This is a genomic window from Pseudomonas sp. F-14 TE3623, from assembly GCF_053629015.1.
This window is the reverse complement of record NZ_JBRJHM010000001.1, coordinates 2352531-2375857: the sequence shown is the minus strand read 5'-3', so window position 1 is coordinate 2375857 and position 23327 is coordinate 2352531. Positions and strand designations below refer to the sequence as shown.

The 23327-nt window shown below is 58.2% G+C and carries 13 protein-coding genes, 4 tRNA genes and 1 pseudogene; 7 read left to right on the top strand and 11 right to left on the bottom strand.

The features are described 5' to 3' along the window. The first annotated feature begins 460 nt into the window (after positions 1–460). From AB7M29_RS10770 to AB7M29_RS10760, 3 genes and pseudogenes are all read left to right on the top strand, one after another. Positions 461–9886, top strand: a complete 9426-nt coding sequence (locus tag AB7M29_RS10770; RefSeq protein ID WP_454246835.1) for a VCBS domain-containing protein — start codon at positions 461–463, stop codon at positions 9884–9886. A gap of 245 nt (positions 9887–10131) precedes the next feature. Next, the gene (locus AB7M29_RS10765) at positions 10132–11499 is read left to right on the top strand and encodes a lysozyme inhibitor LprI family protein (protein WP_454246834.1); all 1368 of its coding nucleotides are present in this window, start codon (positions 10132–10134) and stop codon (positions 11497–11499) included. 267 nt (positions 11500–11766) lie between these two features. Beyond that, positions 11767–12016, top strand: a pseudogene (locus tag AB7M29_RS10760) (hypothetical protein); the annotation flags it as partial. Here the strand turns inward: AB7M29_RS10760 and AB7M29_RS10755 are convergent. Together AB7M29_RS10755 and AB7M29_RS10750 are read right to left on the bottom strand one after the other, a co-directional pair. Continuing rightward, positions 11958–12335, bottom strand: a complete 378-nt coding sequence (locus tag AB7M29_RS10755; protein WP_454246833.1) for a c-type cytochrome — start codon at positions 12333–12335, stop codon at positions 11958–11960. The pseudogene AB7M29_RS10760 and the gene AB7M29_RS10755 overlap by 59 nt on opposite strands. Before the next feature lie 414 nt (positions 12336–12749). After that, positions 12750–12826 (bottom strand) — tRNA-Arg (locus AB7M29_RS10750). A 291-nt stretch (positions 12827–13117) separates the two neighbouring features. Between AB7M29_RS10750 and AB7M29_RS10745 the strand changes: the two genes are divergently transcribed. Next, complete coding sequence (locus AB7M29_RS10745; RefSeq protein WP_454246832.1) at positions 13118–13351, top strand: hypothetical protein; 234 nt, start codon at positions 13118–13120, stop codon at positions 13349–13351. Between the two features lie 22 nt (positions 13352–13373). Beyond that, on the top strand, positions 13374–13553 hold the full coding sequence (locus AB7M29_RS10740; RefSeq protein WP_052966533.1) for a PA3371 family protein: 180 nt from the start codon (positions 13374–13376) through the stop codon (positions 13551–13553). On the opposite strand, the gene phnN is transcribed toward AB7M29_RS10740, so the two are convergent. After that, positions 13528–14100, bottom strand: a complete 573-nt coding sequence (phnN, locus tag AB7M29_RS10735; RefSeq protein WP_454246831.1) for a phosphonate metabolism protein/1,5-bisphosphokinase (PRPP-forming) PhnN — start codon at positions 14098–14100, stop codon at positions 13528–13530. The two genes, AB7M29_RS10740 and phnN, sit on opposite strands and share 26 nt — an antisense overlap. 387 nt (positions 14101–14487) lie before the next feature. On the opposite strand from phnN, the gene AB7M29_RS10730 reads away from it, so the two are divergent. Continuing rightward, the gene (locus tag AB7M29_RS10730) at positions 14488–14814 is read left to right on the top strand and encodes an Arc family DNA-binding protein (protein ID WP_003178899.1); all 327 of its coding nucleotides are present in this window, start codon (positions 14488–14490) and stop codon (positions 14812–14814) included. Between the two features lie 104 nt (positions 14815–14918). On the opposite strand, the gene mgtE is transcribed toward AB7M29_RS10730, so the two are convergent. Beyond that, positions 14919–16361, bottom strand: a complete 1443-nt coding sequence (gene mgtE / locus AB7M29_RS10725) for a magnesium transporter (RefSeq protein WP_052966531.1) — start codon at positions 16359–16361, stop codon at positions 14919–14921. Positions 16362–16682: 321 nt separating this feature from the next. Between mgtE and AB7M29_RS10720 the strand changes: the two genes are divergently transcribed. Next, entirely contained in the window at positions 16683–17198 is a 516-nt protein-coding gene (locus AB7M29_RS10720) for a cell envelope protein SmpA (protein WP_454246830.1), read from the top strand. Positions 17199–17217: 19 nt separating this feature from the next. Here AB7M29_RS10720 and AB7M29_RS10715 read toward each other — a convergent pair. The 7 genes from AB7M29_RS10715 to ltaE all read right to left on the bottom strand — a co-directional run bounded on the left by AB7M29_RS10715 (position 17218) and on the right by ltaE (position 23186). Next, a tRNA-Arg gene (locus AB7M29_RS10715) sits at positions 17218–17294 on the bottom strand. 71 nt (positions 17295–17365) lie between these two features. Beyond that, positions 17366–17442: transfer RNA gene (locus tag AB7M29_RS10710), tRNA-Arg, on the bottom strand. A 108-nt stretch (positions 17443–17550) separates the two neighbouring features. After that, positions 17551–17641: transfer RNA gene (locus AB7M29_RS10705), tRNA-Ser, on the bottom strand. 62 nt (positions 17642–17703) lie between these two features. Further along, positions 17704–17892, bottom strand: coding sequence for a carbon storage regulator CsrA (gene csrA, locus AB7M29_RS10700; protein WP_002554426.1), 189 nt, complete (start codon positions 17890–17892; stop codon positions 17704–17706). Between the two features lie 186 nt (positions 17893–18078). Further along, positions 18079–19320, bottom strand: coding sequence for an aspartate kinase (locus AB7M29_RS10695; RefSeq protein WP_052966529.1), 1242 nt, complete (start codon positions 19318–19320; stop codon positions 18079–18081). A 90-nt stretch (positions 19321–19410) separates the two neighbouring features. Next, a complete protein-coding gene (gene alaS, locus AB7M29_RS10690; protein ID WP_454246829.1) occupies positions 19411–22035 on the bottom strand; it encodes an alanine--tRNA ligase in 2625 nt (874 codons plus the stop codon). A gap of 146 nt (positions 22036–22181) precedes the next feature. Then, entirely contained in the window at positions 22182–23186 is a 1005-nt protein-coding gene (gene ltaE / locus AB7M29_RS10685; protein ID WP_454246828.1) for a low-specificity L-threonine aldolase, read from the bottom strand. Positions 23187–23327: the final 141 nt, after the last annotated feature.

The window sequence follows — 23327 nt, the reverse complement described above, 5'->3', positions numbered from 1 at the left end:
CCCGCCTGTCGGAATATTGGCACACCGCACTGTTAGCTGCGGTTAACACCTTTACAAAGCCTGCCCCCACAACTAAACACACATCAAACTGATATCAGGAAAGGCCGTATCCCTGAGTCAGTGCTACCTCAAAACACGGCCTCATCCAGCCATTATTTCAGGAGTCCCTGCCACATGGGTGCTCTCAGTCTATTGCGTGCCATGTGCAGCGCAGCCCCAGCTTCGGGCTCACATTCGCCCGACCTGTCCTGCAATCCGCTCCTCAAGCGCGGCGAATTTTTCCATCCTCGCAATACCCACGCGCCTCTGCCTACAGCGCCTGGCCCGTCAGGCCGGCGATGTCCGGCGGCCGCCTCGCACCACTCTTGAACTACCTGAGCGGTGCAAGAACCGGACTTCGTCCTGTTAGCAGTCCCTAGCGATTCTAAAAATAAAAAAATGGCATTTTCGGGAGAAAGACATGGCTACCACCACAACGACCAGCGGCGGCACCGTTACTTCGCTTTCCAACACTCCGCAGGCGCAGGACGACATTTTCACTACCGGTGTTATTGGCACGAGCACCGCGGACATCACAGAAGACCTGCTGGGGGTCGTGTACCTGGACGTCATGTCCAATGACCTCGGCGGCAGCGCAAAGACATTGTGGTCACTGGATGACGCGACCAGTCTTTCCACTGCCACCAAGATTTATGCGCCGGCCGATCTCCTGATCCGGGACACAGGCAGAATTGAGGCGACAAGTACTGACACCAGTTTCAACGGGGCAAAGATCTGGATTACGTCGGATGGCAAGGTCGGCTACGACGCCGCAACGTTGTCGACTGCTTTCAAGGCACAACTCCAGTCACTTGCCGCTGGAGCGTCCCTGACGGACAGCTTTACTTATGCGATTCGTCTCGGCAACGGCACGCTCAGCTGGGCCACTGCGCAGGTGCAGTTCGCTGGCGTGAATGACAGTGTGACGATGAGCATCGGCGTTCAGGCTGGCACGGTAACCGAAGATGCGACCATGACGCCGAGCCCGACCGACTCGCTGAGCACCTCGGGCACTATTGCCTTTAGCGATGTTGACCTGAGTGACACGCATACCGCCTCTTTCGTGGCTGCGGGAGGCAATGCCACCGCGCTGGGCAACTTTACCCTTGCATCAGTCACTGAAGCGGCCAACGCAGCCGACGGCACGGTTAACTGGACTTACGCCCTGGATAATGCGGCAGCCCAATCCCTGGCCCAGGGGCAGACAGTTACTGAAACCTATGTGGTCACCATCAATGATGGGCATGGCTCGTCGACCACGCAGAATGTGACTATCTCCATCACCGGCACCAACGATCAGGTGCAGATCACCAGCGGTGTGCAGGCCGGCGATGCCGGGGAAGACAGCGGCGACTACGCGGCCAGCGGCAGCATCACCTTCGCCGACGTCGACTTGATCGACACCCACAGCGTCACCGTCACGCCGGGCGCTTCCGGTTATCTGGGCAACTTCACCACCGATCCACTGAGCGACAGCATCGGCACGGGAAGCGGTTCGCTGGGCTGGAACTTTGTGGTAAACAACTCCGCGTTGCAGTTCCTCGGCGAAGGCCAGATTGTCACCCAAACCTATAACGTGGCGATCGGCGACGGCGCGGTGCAGACCGTGACCATCACCATTACCGGCATCAACGATCAGGTGCAGATCACCAGCGGCGTGCAGGCCGGCGATGCCGTGGAAGACAGCGGCGACTACGCGGCCAGCGGCAGCATCACCTTCGCCGACGTCGACTTGATCGACACCCACAGCGTCACCGTCACGCCGGACGCTTCCGGCTATCTGGGCAACTTCACCACCAATCCACTGAGCGACAGCACCGGTACGGGCAGCGGTTCGCTGGGCTGGAACTTTGCGGTGAACAACGCCGCGTTGCAGTTCCTCGGCGAAGGCCAGATCGTCACCCAAACCTATAACGTGGCGATCGGCGACGGCGCGGTGCAGACCGTGACCATCACGATTACCGGCGACAACGATCAGGTGCAGATCACCAGCGGCGTGCAGGCTGGCGATTCCGGGGAAGACAGCGGCGACTACGCGGCCAGCGGCAACATCACCTTCGCCGACGTCGACTTGATCGACACCCACAGCGTCACCGTCACGCCGGGCGCTTCCGATTATCTGGGCAGCTTCACCACCAATCCACTGAGCGACAGCACCGGTACGGGCAGTGGTTCTCTGGGCTGGAACTTCGCGGTGAACAACACCGCCCTGCAGTTCCTCGGCGAAGGCCAGAGCGTCACGCAAACCTATAACGTGGCGATCGGCGACGGCGCGGTGCAGACCGTGACCATCACCATTACCGGCGACAACGATCAGGTGCAGATCACCAGCGGCGTGCAGGCCGGCGATGCCAAGGAAGACAGCGGCGACTACGCAGCCAGCGGCAACATTACCTTCACCGACGTCGACCTGATCGATACCCACAGCGTCAGCGTCACGCCGGGCGCTTCCGGCTATCTGGGCAGCTTCACCACCAATCCACTGAGCGACAGCACCGGCACGGGCAGCGGTTCGCTGGGCTGGAACTTCGCGGTGAACAACGCCGCCCTGCAGTTCCTCGGCGAAGGCCAGAGCGTCACGCAAACCTATAACGTGGCGATCGGCGACGGCGCGGTGCAGACCGTGACCATCACGATTACTGGCACCAACGACCAGCCGACGCTGACGATTACCGACACCACCGGCGCAATGAGCGAAGGCAATGGCACGGCCACCCTGAGCGACAGCGGTGCACTGAGCTTTGCCGATCTGGACAGTACCGACACGGTCACCGTGTCGCAGACCGCCAACGGTGACATCGCCTGGAGCGGCGGCGCCCTCAATGCGACCGTGGCCTCGGCACTGGTAGCTGGTTTCTCGGTCGACCAGAACAGCTGGGACTACAGCAGCAATCAGAACCTCGACTTCCTCGGTGCGGGTGAAACCATCACCTTCTCGTACGCGGTGGTCGCCACTGACGACAGCGGCGCAGCTAATGCCGCCTCGGCGACGCAGACGGTGACCATCACTATCACCGGCACTAACGACGCGCCCGTGCTCAGCTTCGTGACGGGCAACGATGCCGGCGCAGTGCAGGAAGACACCGCGCTCAGCGTGAGCGGTCAGTTCAGTTCGGCCGACATCGATCATGCTGCCACGGCCACTTGGAGCATCGCCGGTACGAATACCGGCGCCTATGGCTCGATCGCGGTGGATAGCACTGGAAAATGGACTTACACCTTGGCCAATGGCACCGATGGTGTCGCCAGTGCAGTGCAGTCGCTGAAGGCTGGCGAAAGTCACGATGAGGTGTTCAGCGTGCAGGTCAGCGATGGCCTCGGCGGCGTAGACACCCAACTGGTGACCGTTACCGTCAGCGGCACTAACGATGCGCCGGTCCTCAGCTTCGCGACAGGCAATGATGCCGGCGCAGTGCAGGAAGACACCACGCTCAGCGTCAGCGGCCAGTTCAGTTCGGCCGACATCGATCACGCGGCCACGGCCACTTGGAGCATTGCCGGTACGAATACCGGCACCTACGGCTCGATCGCGGTGGACAGCACCGGCCAATGGACTTACACCCTGGCCAATGGCACCGATGGTGTCGCCAGTGCGGTGCAGTCACTGAAGGTGGGCGAGAGTCATGACGAAGTGTTCAGCGTGCAGGTCAGCGATGGCCTCGGCGGCGTAGACACTCAGTTGGTGACCGTCACCGTCAGCGGCACTAACGACGCGCCCGTGCTCAGCTTCGCAACGGGCAATGATGCCGGCACGGTGAAGGAAGACACCACGCTCAGCGTCAGCGGCCAGTTCAGTTCGGCCGACATCGATCACGCTGCCACGGCCACTTGGAGCATCGCGGGTACGAATACCGGCACCTATGGTTCGATCGCAGTGGATAGCACTGGGAAATGGACTTACACCTTGGCTAATGGCACCGATGGTGTCGCCAGTGCGGTGCAGTCGCTGAAGGTGGGCGAGAGTCATGACGAAGTGTTCGGCGTGCAGGTCAGCGATGGCCTCGGTGGCGTAGACACCCAACTGGTGACCGTTACCGTTACCGGTACTAACGATGCGGCCGTGTTGTCCTCGGCCAACGTCACACTGACCGAAACCGATGCCCCGATGACCACCACCGGTACGCTGACCATCAGTGACGTCGACAGCGCCGCGACCTTCGTCGCGCAACCTGGCACCGCCGGCAGTTATGGCCAGTTCTCCATCGGCACCAATGGTGCCTGGACCTATGTCGCCAATAACGCCCACAACGAGTTCGTCGCCGGCACCACCTACACCGACACTTTCGCGGTGAGCAGCGCCGACGGCACCCTCACTTCGGTCACCGTGCATATCCTCGGCACCAACGATGCCGCGGTGTTGTCCGTCGACAGCGTCAACCTGACCGAAACCAATGCCGCCGCCGACATCTCCACCAGTGGCAACCTGACCATCAGCGACGTCGACAGCGCCGCAACCTTCGTCACCCAGACCAACACCGCCGGCAGCTACGGCCAGTTCTCCATCGGCACCAATGGTGCCTGGAGCTATGTCGCCAATAACGCCCACAACGAGTTCGTCGCCGGCATCACCTACACCGACACCTTCGCGGTGAGCAGCGCCGATGGCACCGTCACCTCGGTCACCGTCAATATCCTCGGGACCAACGATGCCGCGGTGTTGTCCGCCGACATTGCCAACCTGACCGAAACCAATGCCCCGCTGACCGCCAACGGCACCCTCACCATCAGCGACGTCGACAGCGCCGCAACCTTCGTCACCCAGTCCAACACCGCCGGCAGTTATGGCCAGTTCTCCATCGGCACCAATGGTGCCTGGAGCTATGTCGCCAATAACGCCCACAACGAGTTCGTCGCCGGCACCACCTACACCGACACCTTCGTGGTGAGCAGCGCCGATGGCACCCTCACTTCAGTCACCGTGCATATCCTCGGGACCAACGATGCCGCGGTGTTGTCCGCCGACATTGCCAACCTGACCGAAACCAATGCCCCGCTGACCACCAACGGCACCCTCACCATCAGCGACGTCGACAGCGCCGCAACCTTCGTCGCCCAGTCCAACACCGCCGGCAGCTATGGCCAGTTCTCCATCGGCACTAATGGTGCCTGGAGCTATGTCGCCGACTCCGCCCACAACGAGTTCGCTGCAGGCACCACCTACATCGACACTTTCTCAATGAGCAGCGCCGATGGCACCCTCACCTCGGTCACCGTCAATATCCTCGGGACCAACGACGCCGCCGTGCTGTCCTCAGCCAGCATCACGCTGACCGAGACCGATGCCGTCACCGACATTTCCACCAGCGGTACGCTGACCATCAGCGACGTCGACAGCGCCGCGACCTTCGTCGCCCAGTCCAACACCGTCGGCAGTTATGGCCAGTTCTCCATCGGCACGGACGGGGCCTGGAGCTATGTCGCCAACTCTGCCCACAACGAGTTCGTCGCTGGCACCACCTACACCGACACCTTCGCGGTGAGCAGCGCCGATGGCACCCTCACTTCAGTCACCGTGCATATCCTCGGGACCAACGATGCCGCGGTGTTGTCCGCCGACATCGCCAACCTGACCGAGACCAATGCCCCACTGACCACCAACGGCACCCTCACCATCAGCGACGTCGACAGCGCCGCAACCTTCGTCACCCAGACCAACACCGCCGGCAGTTACGGCCAGTTCTCCATCGGCACTAATGGTGCCTGGAGCTATGTCGCCGACTCCGCTCACAACGAGTTCGTCGCCGGCACCACCTACACCGACACCTTCGCGGTGAGCAGCGCCGATGGCACCGTCACCTCGGTCACCGTCAATATCCTCGGGACCAACGATGCCGCGGTGTTGTCCGCCGACATCGCCAACCTGACCGAGACCAATGCCCCACTGACCACCAACGGCAGCCTGATCATCAGTGACGTCGACAGCGCGGCGACCTTTATCGCGCAGCCTGGCACCGCCGGCAGTTATGGCCAGTTCTCCATCGGCACCAATGGTGCCTGGAGCTATGTCGCCAATAATGCCCACAACGAGTTCGTCGCCGGCACCACCTACACCGACACTTTCGCGGTGAGCAGCGCCGACGGCACCCTTACCTCGGTCACCGTGCATATCCTCGGGACCAACGACGCCGCAGTGCTGTCCGCCGACATCGCCAACCTGACCGAAACCAATGCCCCGCTGACCACAGCTGGCACCCTCACCATCAGCGACGTCGACAACCCGGAAACCTTCCAGGCCCAATCCGGTACCGCCGGCACCAACGGAACCTTCGCCATCAATACCGCGGGCAACTGGAGCTATACCGCCAACTCGGCCTTCGACTCACTGAATGTCGGCGACAGCTTGACCGACACCTTCACGGTACTCAGTGCCGACGGCACTGCGACCGCGGTGACAGTCACCATCAACGGCACCAACGATGCCGCAGTGCTGTCCTCGGCCAGCGTCACGCTGACCGAAACCAATGCCCCGCTGACCACAGCTGGCACCCTCACCATCAGCGACATCGACAGCCCGGAAACCTTCCAGGCCCAATCCGGTACCGCCGGCGCCAACGGAACCTTCGCCATCAATACCGCGGGCAACTGGAGCTATACCGCCAACTCGGCCTTCGACGCACTCAATGTCGGCGACAGCCTGACCGACACCTTCACGGTACTTAGCGCCGACGGCACCGCGACTTCGGTGACGGTGACCATCAACGGCAGCAACGACTCCCCGACGATCACCTCTAACGGAGGTGGTGCGACCGCTTCGGTCAGCGTGGTGGAGAACACCACGACGGTCACGACGGTGGTGGCCAGCGATGCTGATCTTCCGGCACAAACCCTGAGCTACAGCATCGTCGGCGGAGCGGATGCCGCGAAGTTCTCGATCGTTTCAGGCACCGGCGCGCTGAGCTTTATCTCTGCGCCCAACTTTGAGGCGCCGACTGATTCGGGAACGAACAACGTCTATGACGTAATTGTGCGGGCATCGGACGGCACGCTGTTTGACGACCAGTCGATCGCGGTGACCGTGACGGGAGTCAACGACAACACCCCGACGATCACCTCCAACGGGGGCGGTGCGACCGCTTCGGTCAGCGTGGCGGAGAACACCACAGTAGTCACAACAGTGGCGGCGACCGATGCCGATCTACCAGCGCAAACCCTGAGCTACAGCATTGTCGGCGGAGCAGATGCCGCGAAGTTCTCGATCGTTTCAGGCACGGGCGCGCTGAGCTTTGTTTCTGCGCCCAACTTTGAGGCACCGACTGATTCAGGAACGAACAACGTCTATGACGTGATTGTGCGGGCATCGGACGGCACGCTGTTTGACGACCAGGCGCTCGCGGTGAGCGTGACGGGCGTCAATGACAACAGCCCGGTGATCACCTCCAACGGTGGTGGTGCGACAGCTTCGGTCAACGTGGCGGAGAACACCACGGCGGTCACGACAGTGACGGCAACCGATGCTGATCTTCCGGCGCAAACCCTGAGCTACTCGATCCTGAATACGGCCGGGACGGACTTCAGCAAGTTCTCGATCAGTTCAAGCGGGGTGCTGACGTTCAATTCGGCGCCGGATTACGAGAATGCCCAGGATGTCGGTGGTGCTGACGGTGACAATGCCTATGTTGTGGACGTTCTGGTGGCGGACGGCAATGGCGGAACCGACACCCAGACGATTACGGTGAATGTGCAGAACGTAGTTGAAACTCCAGTTGATACCGTGGCGCCGACGGTGACTTCCATAACCGCGGCCACAACGTCAGGGACACCGTTAGGGAACACCGGTAGCGGCAAAATAACCATCACGTTCAGTGAAGCTGTGAGTAACTTCGATATCGATGATTTAAGTATCACCGCAGACCGCGGAACCCTCAGCAACTTCTCCGGTAGTGGCAATACTTATACGGTGGACTTCACAAGAACCAACAATGGATCTGTAAAAGTCAGCGTTGCAAACACCTATACGGACTTGGCTGGTAATACGGGCGTTGCGTTCGGCCCTAGTACAAACCTCCCGGCAGGTGTGGCTGGCGAACCCATCAATCTAGCCCTCAACATTCCGTTGGCCGAAATTAGCAGCCTGATAACGGTGACGATCGGCGGTGTTCCCTCGGGATGGACATTCAGCGCAGGAACCGACAACGGCGACGGCACCTGGACCGTGCAGACCAGCGATCCCGGCTCACTGACCGTGACAACCCCGGCCGACTTCGCTGGTGCGCTGGTGCTTGATGTCAACATGACCTGGACCAATGCCGATGGCAGCATTGGCAACGCCTTCGTTTTCGACAACGTCGAAGCCTACGCCCCCGGCTCACCGATCTTCGCCCTGTCAGCGGACGACAACCTCACCGGCTCCAGCGGCGCCGATCTGTTCGTCTTCGCCCAGCCGATCGGCAACAACGTCATCCACAGCTTCGATGCGGCGGCAGACAAGATCGACTTGATCGGCTTCGCGGGCGTCACCAACTTTGCTGATTTGAGTATCACTAACGACGCCAACGGCAATGCGCTGGTCAGCATCAGCTCCGGCCAGTCGGTCACCCTTAAAGGTGTCGATGCCGCTAACTTGAGCGAAGCGAACTTCCAGTTCGATGTGGATCCGGTCATGACCAATACCGGTACCCTCACCATTGCCGACGGCGCGATCATGCCGTTCGGTGGCAGCATTCATAATAGCGGCACCATCGAACTCGGCTCCACTGGCAGCGAGACCAATCTTGAGATTCTGTTCCGTGGCGCGACCTTGACCGGTGGCGGCCAGGTGCAGCTATCCGACAGCGCGCAAAATGTGATTTTCGGCGGCAGTGCCGACACCGTCCTGACCAACGTCGACAACCGTATTTCCGGCGCCGGCCAGTTGGGTGCCGGGCAGATGGTATTGGTTAATGCGGGGTTGATCCTGGCCAGCGGGCTGAACAGCCTGGTGCTCGACACCGGCACCCACACCATCACCAACAGCGGGGTGCTGGAGTCCACAGGTGAAGGCGGCATGACGGTGGTCAGTGCGGTCGACAACTCCGGCCACTTATGGGCCAACGGTGGCGACATGCGCCTGCTGGCCGACGTGATGGGCAACGGCAGCGCCACCATCGACGGCGATGCGACACTGACCTTTTCTGGCGCGGCACACGGGTCCGTCGCGTTCCACGGCGAAGGCGCGGGCACACTGGTGATCGCACAGGCCGAAGCGGCGGGGTCCTTGGTCGGCATCCTCGGTCTGGAAAGCGATGACATGCTGACCTTCGGCGATCTCGCCTTCGGCGCCAACACCCAGCTCACCTACAGCGCCAACGCCTCTGGCGCCGGCGGCCTGCTGACGGTGGACGACGGCGTGCACCGGGCCGAGGTGAACTTGCTGGGGCACTACTCAGTGGATGACTTCCAGGCCACCGACGGCGGCGAGGCCGGTACCCAGATCAGTTACAACGGCGCATCCAGCGGCACACTGGTGGGCAGCATGGCGGCGGACGTACTCAGTGGTGGCGACGGCAACGACATCCTCGCAGGTCGTGGCGGGGAGGACACGCTCAGCGGTGGCGCAGGAGCCGATATGTTCGCCTATCTCAACGTGGCTGAAGGCGGAGACACCATCCTCGACTACAACTTCGCCGAAGGTGACGCGCTCGACCTCTCCGCACTGCTCAGCGCCAACTTCGTTAGCGGCGTCAGCCAGGCGTCCGACTTCGTCCAACTGGCGCAGTCCGGCAGCGACATCACCGTGAAGGTGGATGCCGATGGTGCAGCCAATGGTACGAACTTCGCCGATGTGGCAGTCCTTGCCAACACTGGCACGAGCGGTACCGATCTGGTGCGCACCTGGTTCGGGGAGGCTGACCATACACTGACGGCGTGATGTTGGGCTGGAGTTGAGCAGTTAATGATAGTGGTGTCCCAAGGCAGGTCGAACCATTATCCGGCTACTCAACTCCTTCGCTCACGCTGCATGGAACCGCCGCCCCTGCTGGTCCCGACCGCAGAGCCTGTTTTTGCAGACTGGCCAGCTGGTTGTGGATTCAACCGGTGGATGTAACACGCTAGATAAGCATTTGGGCTGCGTCTCATAGTTTAATGTGCACCTCCCTGGAAAAGGATTTCATCGTGTACATCAAAGGACGCTACATCGTGTCTGCCTGCGCGCTGCTGTTTTTCCAGCACGCACTGGCGACCGGAATGGACTGCACAAAAGCGGCAAACGCTGTCGAAAACACAATTTGCGCGAACAAAGGGTTGTATGAACTGGATACGCAAATGGGTTCGGCCTATCGAACGCTGATGAACACCGCTTCGCAGGCGCAGGTTGAACTGAAGAGATCCCAGCGCCAGTGGTTGAAAGTGCGCAATGAATGCGTCGAAGACGTCGCCTGCCTGGACCAACACTATCGCGAACGCTTGCAGGTATTACACGTGCAATGGGTCGACGCCGTTGCCTATCAACCCGGCGACGTCGATAAACAGGTGATGGAGGATTTGCAACAACGCATCCTGGACCTGAGCAAGGACAATCCGGAGTTTGCGCTGGAGCGGGCACTCGACTCTATGGCGTTCGACAGCGGCGCAACGTCATTCTCTGGCGACTTGGGTGAAGATGAGCAGCCCCTCTTTCCCAAGACCATTCCCCAAAATGTCACGGAGGACGAGTGGAAGGCACTGAAAGCGTCCAACATCGACGGCGCCGCTGAATCCGGGCGGACCTCATACACGCTGATGGATATGGATAGCGACGGGCAGCGTGACCTCATCGTTGAAACCTATTCCGGCGGCACCGGGATGTTCAGTTACACAGAAACCTACCGTCGCAGTGAAGGTCGGTTCATCAGCACGACATCGGGGCCAGCCCATGAATCCGGCTCACTTTTCTATACCAATGACCGCGGCGCCAACCAATCCGTGAACTGGATCAAGGTTCGCGGAAAAATGTACTTCGCCTACCGAAACGGTAGCTACGGCGTTGACCAAGTCTTTCTTCTCAATCCCCTGAAGATCAATAACAAAGTGCCCACACTGACCGTGCGCTACGGCTATCAACTGACAGTGCCTCACACTCAATATTTGGAGGGCAGCACTACCCCTTTCGAACTGGAGCCCGCGCTGCAAAAGGTACTGGCGAAAGCCTTGATCAAAGTGAATGCAAGTGAAGCACTGGAGACTGGCCAGCAGAAAACCCCGATCTGCCCCATCCCCTCTTCAGTACAAGACAGTGATGACTATTACAGTTTCGGGGCGAGTTATTACGCAGTCGAACCCGTCGCCGATATGCCGGTGGTCATCGGCAATGAATGCTTCATTGCAAGACTGATCAATTGGTACGGGAGCTACGGCGACAAGGACGGACTGTTTGCACAACTGACGTTGCGCAAACCGGGATCTGAAGACCAGGTACGCAGTTATTCGGTCAACGGACGTCGACATATCACACAGGTGAGCACATCGATTGGCAAGGCCGAAGGTGGGGCTGAATATTTTTAGTCCGTTATCCACCGATGGACAGTCACAAAAAAGCCCCACCAGATCACTCTGCGTGGGGCTTTCAAATATGTGGTGTCCCAAGGCAGGTTCGAACTGCCAACCTTCCTCTTAGGACGCAACAATATCAACTAATTACAGCACCCTTTGGGCCACTGGCGCCACAAGTGGCTTTCATGCCGTCAGTGCCACGGGGGTTCCGTCGACTGTGTAGGTGCTGCTGCCCTAGGTAGTGTTACTTGATTGATAGATGTTACACCTAAGCATGCCTCCATCAACTCAATGCTTGTGAAAATGATGGGTAGCCATTGCCCGCAAGGATTACAAGCAGCGCCGCGATCGGCAGGCACAGGGTATCGAGAAGGCCCGGGCCGCGGGCAAGTACTAAGGCCGGCCAGTGGATGCCGATCTGCACAAACGGCTGAAGGAGTTACTGAAAGCTGGTCTGGCTCATCTCAAAATCATCGATTTTTTGAAATCACACCACTCATGTATTGATTTAAATCGCGCAGATCCTTAACACTCCAAGAGTGCGTCGATAGCTTTACACCATTCTCTTTCAATGTTCTTGGAATCAAGTCTCCATTTGGACGAAGTATTATCGATGACACAATAACGCCCGGATAGTCATTTAGGCGTTCTTTGAAAGTGGATGTTGTAAGATCAGGTGTAGGAGGATTGCTTTTATTAGCCAATGGTCCTGTTCCTTTGAGATCTATTCCGTGGCACATAACGCATCTCTGCGAATAGAGATTTTTCCCATTGACATTATCCGCGAAGGATAGTGATGTTTGAATTAGCGATAAAATCCCTAGCGAAGCGATGAATAATATTTTCATTTCTCATGTGGCCTTGTTGTATAAATCAGATCCGAATAGAGGGCAAACCCCGGAGGGGCCACTGCAACACTCAATTCTCTCGATAACATTTGAACCGAGATTGTTCATTATCAATATGATCGCGCCCGCGAGAGGTCGATTGGCTCGCCGGCATTGCCCCGCAAGCCCTCAAACCACGGTCTTCAATTTCGCGCGACGGCCAGGCGCAAGACTGGCTTGACGTTTCTTGCATCGTCACCCCACAGGGCGAGAATTCCAGCAGGCTTTTCCATCAGCATCTTCCCTGAGCCGTGAATACGAAAAAGCCCCCTCCAGATCATCCTGAAAGGGGCTTTATTTATTCCTCCTGCTGCCACGCTGCTCTCACAGAGAAACGTAGTAGTCAGGAGAATGGCCAGAAAGGCCCGAGTTATATGGTGTCCCAGGGCAGGTTCGAACTGCCAACCTTCCCCTTAGGAGGGGGATGCTCTATCCAATTGAGCTACTGAGACACAAGTCGCCCCGCAAGGAATGCGGAGCGATGGACGGCGTGCATGTTAACGGGCAGGCCCGCTTTTGTCATGTCGTCCGTAGGCTTTTTAAGTGTAGGCAGACGCCTCACGGTAGCGTGGCTTTGTTTACCGTGCAAATTGCATCACCGCAAAATGCCATCATTGCAAAATGCAATGCGGGTATTTTGCAAAAATATCTTAATTCATTGTTTTTAAAGGATTTAATAGCCGTTAAACTTTTGGCATGCAGGCTGCTTCGGCTGTTCTCACAGAACACAGGAGGTCAGCCCTATGAACAGCGCTCTGTTAGTCGCAAACGCGGTCGCTTTGGCGGTTCTGGTGGGTTTTCATTTCTTCCCCGAAAACGATGTTGCGACGATTGCTCAACGCATCCCCCATTACCTGCAACTGCAAAAAACACCGCAGTTGGCAGTCATGAGCGATCAACGCGGTTTTGTCAGCCAAGAGGTGAGCCAGGAGACTGTTCAGCCGCGTACACACTCTTTCGAACGCTTGGTATTTTGAATCCCCCCATCAGGAGCACCGTATGTCCAAATCAGCCGCAGGATTTTTCGTCCTCGCCTTACTGAGTGGCATCCTTCATCTGTCATTGGTCGAGGACACGGTCGTCACCCTGCCCCTGATTGCTTGCGGCGTGTTCGGTGCATTGTTCGTGTTGGCGCTGATCGCCGGGCGCAAGATCAAGTTCGATCCGGTGTTGCGCTGAGGCTCAGCAGTTTCAGTAGATTGGCAACGGTGCCAGCAAGGTCGCCGGAGTTATCGAGTCGGCGGATCTGCAGATCACCGATTGAATCATCAGCCGTAAACAGCGCATTACGGCGCAGTCTTGCTTCAATTTCTGCCGGGCTCTCACGCCCCCGCCGTAGCAGACGCTCGCGCAGGGCTTCATCCTTGACCGTCAACAACACCGGCAATAGCGTGGGATAGCGCTGTTGCGCTTCTGCCAGGTGCCCGCGAGAACCGTTGATCAACACATCGCGACCGTCCGCGAGCCATTGGTCTATGCGCACAGGAATACCGTAACTCAGCCCATTGGCTTGCCACGACAATGCAAAATCCCCTTTGGCTCTGCGTCGCTCGAACTCTTCGCGGGAAACCTCGATGGCGTCTTCACCCACGGACTCCGCCGAGCGCGTGATAACGCGGCGCACGACTTCACAATTGCCTGCGCGCAACGGCCCGCGAGCGGCTTCGATGAGGCTGTCCTTGCCGGATCCCGAAGGCCCCATTAAATAAATCAGCCTGCCATCCATCCTGAAATTATCCCGCGCCACGTGCCCACACTAGTAAATCGGCCATTTGCCACTATCCTGTATAAGGTAAGGAACAAGGATCGAATCCGCATAGCATGCACCTTCAGGCGTCTTCGGGCATCACCTGTCGGGCAAGAGGACGCGGTTCAGCGATACGGACTCATGGATTATTTTCAAACCAGTCCGCATTTCTGATAATAGGTGCTGGCATTAAGCCTTTACCCAGATCAATATTTGTCACAGAATTGACGCCAATGATCTGGCTAATTTGAGGCATGATGCGCGCCTCTATCAATTCAGGTTGAACATTTGGCCGGAGTGCTTGTCCTATCTGACATCCTGCGGCCTATCCCGAGAACCGCTCCCCTGAACTAACCGGTTAAATATATGCGCCCATTGAAACAGGCAATTTATTCCAGCCGTACGGCTGACAAGTTCGTCGTACGTCTGCCAGACGGAATGCGTGAACGCATTGCCGAGGTGGCTCGCAATCATCATCGCAGCATGAACTCCGAAATCATCGCGCGCCTTGAGCAGAGCCTTATTCAGGAAGGCGCGTTGGGTGAAGAATTGAGCATGCGCCTGGACAGCCCCGAGCTGTCATTGCATGAACGCGAACTGCTGCAACGCTTCCGCCAACTCTCCCACCGTCAGCAAAACGCTCTGGTTTCGCTGATCGCCCATGACGCCGAAATGGCCGCAGACGCTTCCTGATTTATCCCGAAAGCTCAAGCCAGCGTAATTGCTGGCTTTTTTTTGCCTGAAATTTGGCTAAAAAAAACCCGCCGATCAGGCGGGTTGTTTTTTGAAGCAGGATGTTAAAGCAGGAAAATCGTCGCCAGCCCGAGAAATATGAAAAAGCCACCGCTGTCGGTCATGGCAGTGATCATCACACTTGCACCCATTGCCGGGTCGCGCCCAAGCCGTGCCAGGGTCATCGGAATCAAAACCCCCATCAATGCGGCAAGCAACAGGTTAAGCGTCATGGCGGCGGTCATCACCACGCCCAGGGACCAACTGCCATAAAGCAGGTAGGCCACCACACCAATCACGCCGCCCCAGACCAGACCATTGATCAAACCGACCGCCAACTCCTTGCGCATCAGCCGCGATGTATTGCCGGTACTGACCTGATCCAGCGCCATGGCCCGAACGATCATGGTGATCGTCTGGTTACCCGAGTTGCCACCGATACCGGCAACGATCGGCATCAATGCCGCAAGTGCTACCAGTTTCTCGATAGAGCCTTCGAACAGGCCGATCACCCGGGATGCAATGAACGCAGTAATCAGGTTCACCGCCAGCCAGGCCCAACGGTTGCGCAGGGATTTCCAGACTGACGCGAAAATATCTTCTTCTTCACGCAGACCCGCCATGTTGAGAACTTCGTTTTCGCTCTCTTCACGAATCAGGTCGACCATTTCATCGATGGTCAGACGACCGATCAGCTTGCCGTTCTTGTCGACCACGGGGGCCGAGATCAAGTCATAACGCTCGAATGCTTGAGCGGCCTCGTAAGCGTCTTCGTCCGGATGAAAACTCACCGGGTCGCTGGCCATGACTTCCGATACTTGCTTTTCCGGGTCGTTGACCAGCAGACGCTTGATCGGCAACACGCCCTTGAGCACGCCGTCGTAATCGACCACGAACAGTTTGTCAGTGTGGCTCGGCAGCTCCTTGAGACGGCGCAGGTAACGCAAAACCACTTCGAGACTGACATCCTCACGGATGGTCACCATCTCGAAGTCCATCAGCGCACCGACTTGCTCCTCGTCATAGGACAACGCGGAGCGGACGCGCTCACGCTGTTGACCATCGAGGGTTTCCATCAGCTCGTGGACGACGTCTCGCGGCAGCTCGGAGGCCAGGTCAGCGAGTTCGTCGGCATCCATGTCCTTGGCCGCTGCCAGGAGCTCGTGATCGTCCATGTCGGCGATCAGGGTTTCACGAACCGAATCGGATACTTCGAGCAGAATGTCGCCGTCGCGATCGGCCTTGACCAATTGCCAGACCGTCAGGCGATCGTCCAGCGGCAAGGCTTCAAGGATGTAGGCAACGTCGGCGGAGTGCAGATCATCGAGCTTGCGCTGTAACTCGACGAGGTTTTGCCGGTGAACCAGGTTCTCGACCCGGTCGTGATGCGGACCTTCCTGGCGGTGAGTCAGGTCTTCGACCACCCGCTGACGCTGCAGCAGCTCAACGACTTGAGCGAGGCGGTCTTGCAAGCTTTCCTGCGTTTTCTTTACTTCAACTTCAGACATAGGCGAACTCCACTCCCAGCAGCGGGGCACGCCGGAAGGATCAATCAGTCAATTCATGATTGGAAAAACGGGGTACTGAGTAACTACTGGGTAAGTCCATGGAGGTATTCCACAAGCCCCGGCGGGGCTGACGGGCGCAATGATAACACCGCCTGACGGTTTTAAACGTTAAAAAATCGCGGCTGAAACAAGTGCTTGCGAGACAAACTTGAGCGCCATCCTGATCCATAAAACTGCGACGACTTATTCTGAAAAGAAAACACACTGCCGCCTGAAAATGTAATGACTACCCTTGATGGAGACCGTCATGGAGGACGTCGAATGCCATCGATTGCTCGTTATTTACTTGCCGCCCTGCTCTGCCTGCCGCCCCAGGCGCTTGCTACGACCGTCCACCGGTGCGAAGCCGCCAATGGGCACATCACCTTCACGACCTTGAGCTGCACGGCTGGAGAAAGCCTCTCACTTCAGGACGTACACTCGTTTTTGCCGGGCAGCGCGACGCCCCTGATGCCAGAAGCAGAGTTTCGCGAAACACCTGGTACGAAATTCCAAAGGAGAGAGCCGACGATCGTTGGTCAGTCCGAGGGTAAATGTGGAAATCTGCTCAGCGCGAAGGAACGCCGCATAGCGATCATCAATCAGCGGATCGTTGCCGGCATGAGTCAGCAGGACGTCGAAAACGCTCTCGGCAAGCCAGACAAGATCAACACCCGCAATTCAGCCACAAGCTATCGCTATGACAACAAGCGCGGGCGAAGTGCTCATATCGAGTTCGACGAGAAAGGTTGTACCAAAGGAAAAGCCAAATCGCAGACGGCAAAAAGCCCGCGTTAAACGCGGGCTTTTTGGTGTTTGGTGCACTCGACAGGATTCGAACCTGTGACCGCTCGGTTCGTAGCCGAGTACTCTATCCAGCTGAGCTACGAGTGCATTTGTGTTTTTATACCAGATCACAACTGGTTGAAGCCAAGTTATTCACATTACTGCAAACAACTCTTAAATGGTGCACTCGACAGGATTCGAACCTGTGACCGCTCGGTTCGTAGCCGAGTACTCTATCCAGCTGAGCTACGAGTGCATTTGTTGCCGCGCATTATAGGCCGTTGAATCTTTTTGTAAAGCGCTTTTTTCTAGTAATTTCAACAACTTACCGAAGAAGCCAGATTACAACGTACTACGCAAATAATGGCGGAGAACGGGGGATTCGAACCCCCGACACCCTTTTGAGGTGTACTCCCTTAGCAGGGGAGCGCCTTCGGCCACTCGGCCAGCTCTCCGCAACACGGGGCGTATCTTAACCAACCTTTTCCCCGTTTGCAAACATAAAAAACGATAAAAATTAATGGCTTGGTTCTTCGTCCTTCTCTTTCTTTATACGCAGGTAAATTTCTTCACGGTGCACAGCAACCTCTTTCGGGGCATTGACACCGATACGCACTTGATTTCCTTTAACGCCGAGCACGGTCACAGTGATTTCGCCATCACCAATAATCAGGCTTTCTGCGCACCGACGAGTCAGAATCAGCATACCTTTCTCCTCACGCATTTCATTTCAGGGACAACAGTCTGCAAAAAAAAGGCATTCGACCTACAACCAGAACGATCGCAGCCCTACATGCCTGAGTATTGACTAGCGCGGGCAAAAGAACAGCTTTGGGCCGCGCCATTCAAAAAAACAAAGGGCGCGGTCAGACCGCGCCCTTCGGGAAACGCATTACTCGCCCTGTCGGGCCGGCGCATCCAGTTCGAAAGCCGTGTGCAGAGCGCGCACAGCCAGTTCCAGGTACTTCTCTTCGATCACCACGGATACTTTGATTTCCGACGTCGAGATCATCTGGATGTTGATGCTCTCTTTCGCCAGCGATTCGAACATACGGCTGGCCACGCCCGCATGGGAGCGCATGCCAACGCCGACGATCGAGACCTTGGCAATCTTGGTATCGCCAATGACTTCACGGGCACCGATCTCGCGAGCAGTGTTTTCCAGCACGGTTTGCGCCGCCTGGAAGTCATTGCGGTGCACGGTGAAGGTGAAGTCGGTGGTGTTATCGTGCGCAACGTTTTGCACGATCATGTCGACTTCGATGTTCGCGGCACTGATCGGGCCGAGAATCTTGAACGCCACGCCCGGGGTGTCTGGCACGCCACGGATGGTCAGCTTGGCTTCATCGCGGTTGAAAGCGATGCCGGAAATGATCGGCTGTTCCATGGTTTCCTCTTCATCAATAGTAATGAGGGTGCCCGGACCCTCCTTGAAGCTGTGCAGTACGCGCAGCGGAACGTTGTACTTGCCGGCGAATTCCACCGCACGGATCTGCAACACCTTGGAACCGAGGCTGGCCATTTCCAGCATCTCTTCAAAGGTGATTTTGTCCAGGCGCTGAGCCACGGACACCACACGCGGGTCGGTGGTGTAGACACCGTCGACGTCGGTGTAGATCTGGCATTCGTCAGCCTTCAGGGCCGCTGCCAGCGCCACGCCGGTGGTGTCGGAACCGCCACGACCGAGCGTGGTGATATTGCCGTGCTCGTCGACGCCCTGGAAACCGGCGACAACCACCACGCGACCGGCCTTCAGGTCACCGCGAATCTTCTGGTCATCAATCTGTAAGATACGCGCTTTATTGTGCGCGCTATCCGTCAGAATCCGTACCTGATTGCCGGTGTACGACACCGCTGGCACGCCGCGCTTGATCAGCGCCATGGCCAACAGTGCAATCGTCACCTGCTCACCGGTGGATACGATCACATCCAGCTCACGAGGAACCGGCTGACCGTCGCCACTGATTTGCTTGGCCAGATCGATCAGACGGTTGGTTTCGCCGCTCATTGCAGACAGCACAACCACCAGGTCATCGCCCGCATCGCGGAATTTCTTAACCTTGTCGGCGACCTGCTCGATTCTCTCGACAGTGCCGACTGAGGTGCCTCCAAATTTCTGTACGATCAAAGCCATTTCAAAGCCGCCTCTGCCCATGAAGGGCGCCCAATAATCACTCAAACAGCGTTCTGGCCCGCCACTAGACCACGGGCCAGAAACACTGCCTTATAAACCCTGCTCTACAAATGGAACAGTCAGGGCCAATGCGGCATCCAGTGCGCCAGCGTCAATACCGCCGCCCTGCGCCATGTCTGGACGACCACCGCCCTTCCCGCCCACTGCCGCAGCAGCCTGTTTCATTAAATCACCGGCTTTGAGTTGGCCAGTCAGGTCTTTGGTCACGCCTGCAACCAGAACGACCTTTTCCTCATGGACACTGCCGAGCAGGATCACTGCGCGGCCGAGTTTGTTTTTCAGTTGATCGACCAGCGCCAGCAGCGCCTTGCCATCCTGACCGTCCAGACGCACGGCCAGCACTTTCACGCCTTTGACGTCCAGGGCAGAAGCCGACAGATCGTCGCCCGCCGCGCTGGCCGCCTTGGCCTGCAACTGCTCGAGTTGCTTCTCCAGCAGACGGTTGCGCTCCAGCACAGCCGACAGCTTGTCGATCAGGTTATCGCGGCTGCCCTTGACCAGGTTGGCCGCTTCCTTGAGTTGTTCTTCAGCCGCGTTCAAGTAGGCCAGCGCTGCTGCGCCGGTCACTGCCTCGATACGACGCACACCGGAGGCCACACCGCCTTCGCTGATGATTTTCAGCAGGCCGATGTCGCCGGTACGGTTGGCGTGAATACCGCCGCACAGCTCGACGGAGAAATCGCCGCCCATGCTCAGCACGCGAACACTGTCGCCGTACTTCTCGCCGAACAGCGCCATGGCGCCTTTTTGCTTGGCGGTTTCGATGTCGGTTTCTTCGGTTTCAACTTCGGAGTTCTTGCGAATCTCGGCGTTGACGATGTCTTCCAGCGCTTTCAGCTGTTCAGGCTTGATTGCTTCGAAGTGGCTGAAGTCAAAGCGTAGACGCTGACTGTCGACCAACGAGCCTTTCTGCTGAACGTGCTCGCCCAATACCTGGCGCAATGCGGCATGCAGCAAGTGAGTGGCGGAGTGGTTCAGCGAAGTCGCGTGACGCACTTCGGCATCCACATGAGTCTCCACCGGAGTACCCACGATCAGGCTGCCCGAATCCAGCACACCGTGGTGCAGGAACGCGCCGCCGGTCTTGGTGGTGTCGCGCACGTCGAAACGCGCAGCGCCAGCCTGGAGGAAGCCGCAGTCGCCAATCTGACCGCCGGACTCAGCATAGAACGGGGTCTGATTGAGAACGACTACGCCCTCTTCGCCTTCGCTCAGTACGTCAACCGATTGCCCGTCTTTATAGAGAGCAACGATTTTGGCGGAACCACTATGAGCGGTGTAACCGGTGAACTCAGTGGCCACATCAACCTTGACCAGGCTGTTGTAGTCCATGCCGAAGGAGCTGGCGGAGCGAGCACGGACGCGCTGGGCTTCCATTTCGCGCTCGAAGCCTTCCTCGTCGATGGTCAGGCTGCGCTCGCGAGCGATGTCGCCGGTCAGGTCCATCGGGAAGCCGTAAGTGTCGTAAAGCTTGAACACCACGTCACCCGGCACCACGTCGCCTTTGAGGTCGGCCAGATCCTGCTCGAGGATCTTCAGGCCTTGCTCCAGGGTCTTGGCGAATTGCTCTTCTTCGGCTTTCAGGACGCGCTCGATGTGCGCCTGTTGGGATTTCAGCTCAGGGAATGCTTCACCCATTTCGGCGACCAGGGCCGCAACGATCTGGTAGAAGAAGCTGCCCTTGGCGCCCAGTTTGTTACCGTGACGGCAAGCGCGACGAATGATCCGGCGCAGCACATAACCGCGACCTTCGTTGGACGGCAGCACGCCATCGGCAATAAGGAAGCCGCACGAGCGAATGTGGTCAGCCACGACTTTCAGCGAAGCCTGAGCGTCGTTGGTGCAACCGATGGCTTTGGCCGATGCGGTCAGCAGGCTCTGGAACAGGTCGATTTCATAGTTCGAGTGTACGTGCTGCAGCACGGCACTGATCCGCTCCAGGCCCATGCCGGTGTCCACCGACGGCGCTGGCAACGGGTGCAACACGCCATCGGCGGTGCGGTTGAACTGCATGAACACGTTGTTCCAGATCTCGATGTAACGGTCACCGTCTTCTTCCGGCGAGCCCGGTGGGCCACCCCAGATGTCGGCGCCGTGATCATAGAAAATCTCGGTGCAAGGACCGCACGGGCCAGTATCGCCCATGGTCCAGAAGTTGTCGGAAGCGTACGGCGCGCCTTTGTTGTCGCCGATGCGAACCATGCGCTCGGCTGGCACGCCGATGTCTTTGGTCCAGATGTCGTACGCCTCGTCATCGCTGGCGTAGACGGTGACCCAGAGCTTTTCTTTCGGCAGGTTCAGCCACTTCTCGGAGGTCAGGAAGTTCCAGGCGTAGGTGATGGCGTCACGCTTGAAATAATCACCGAAGCTGAAGTTACCCAACATTTCGAAGAAGGTGTGGTGACGGGCGGTATAACCGACGTTTTCCAGGTCGTTGTGCTTGCCGCCGGCGCGCACGCATTTCTGGCTGCTTACAGCGCGGGTGTACGCGCGCTTTTCCTGGCCCAGAAAGCAGTCCTTGAACTGGTTCATCCCCGCGTTAGTGAACAGCAGGGTTGGGTCGTTGCCCGGAATCAAAGAGCTGGAGGCTACACGGGTGTGGCCTTGCTCTTCGAAGAAGCGAAGGAAGGCTTCACGGATTTCTGCGCTTTTCATTAGGTTCTTCCACGGAGGCTGCGGCCAAAGGCCTGTTCGAAACGTCAACAGACGAAGCGACGGCAAAGGGCCGCATTATATCGGCCCTGCGCGCGGGGTACAGCGTGTTTATACGATAGAAACGGTCAATTGGACCGCTAACGCGATTAGATGCGGGAAAAGTCGACGAATGTAGCGACGACCTGCTCGATTTGCGCACGGCTGACGTCCATGTGCGTAACCATTCGCAGGCGACCGGCAGCGCTGAGCTTGATCCCGCGCGTCGCCGCGAAGGCCTTGATCGCGTCAGCCTTGTCGCCCATCTGCACGTAAACCATATTGGTCTGCACCGGCTCGACCTCATAGCCCGCCGCGCGCAAGCCTTCAGCCAGCTTTTGTGCGTTGACATGGTCATCGGCCAAGCGCTGAACGTTGTTGTCCAGCGCATACAGCCCCGCCGCAGCGAGAATCCCGGCCTGACGCATGCCGCCGCCGACCATTTTGCGCAGACGCCGCGCCTTGGCGATCAACTCGACCGAGCCGCACAGCACCGAACCGATCGGCGCGCCCAGACCTTTGGACAGGCAGACCGAAACCGAATCGAAATGCTGAGTGATCTCCCGGGCGTCGACACCCAACTTGACCGCCGCGTTGTAGAGTCGTGCGCCATCCAGATGCAGCGCCAGACCGTTTTCACGAGTGAAATGGCGAGCCCGGGCCAGATATTCCAGCGGCAAAACCTTGCCTTGCATGGTGTTTTCCAGCGCCAGCAAACGGGTGCGGGCGAAGTGGAAGTCATCCGGCTTGATCGCAGCGGCGACCTGCGCCAGGTCCAGCGAACCATCGGCCTGCACTTCCAGCGGCTGCGGCTGGATCGAACCGAGCACAGCCGCGCCGCCACCCTCGTATTTATAGGTGTGGGCCTGCTGACCGACAATGTATTCGTCACCGCGATCGCAGTGGGCCATCAGGCCAAGCAAGTTGCTCATGGTGCCCGTCGGCACGAACAGCGCAGCGGCAAAACCCAGTCGTTTTGCCAGTTCGGCCTCCAGGCGGTTGACCGTCGGATCTTCGCCATAAACGTCGTCACCGGTGGCCGCATTGGCCATCGCGTCGAGCATCCCTGCGGTCGGTTGGGTGACGGTGTCGCTGCGAAGATCGATAACGCTCATGAATCTGGCCTCGGTAAGCAGGGAGAATCCCTTTTGGATTGGAATTACTGCGGTCATGTCGGCGAATAATCAAGCCTTGAACGAGGAAAAGGCACGTTACTCCTCGAGAAAGCACAATCCATGTGGGAGCGGGCTTGCTCG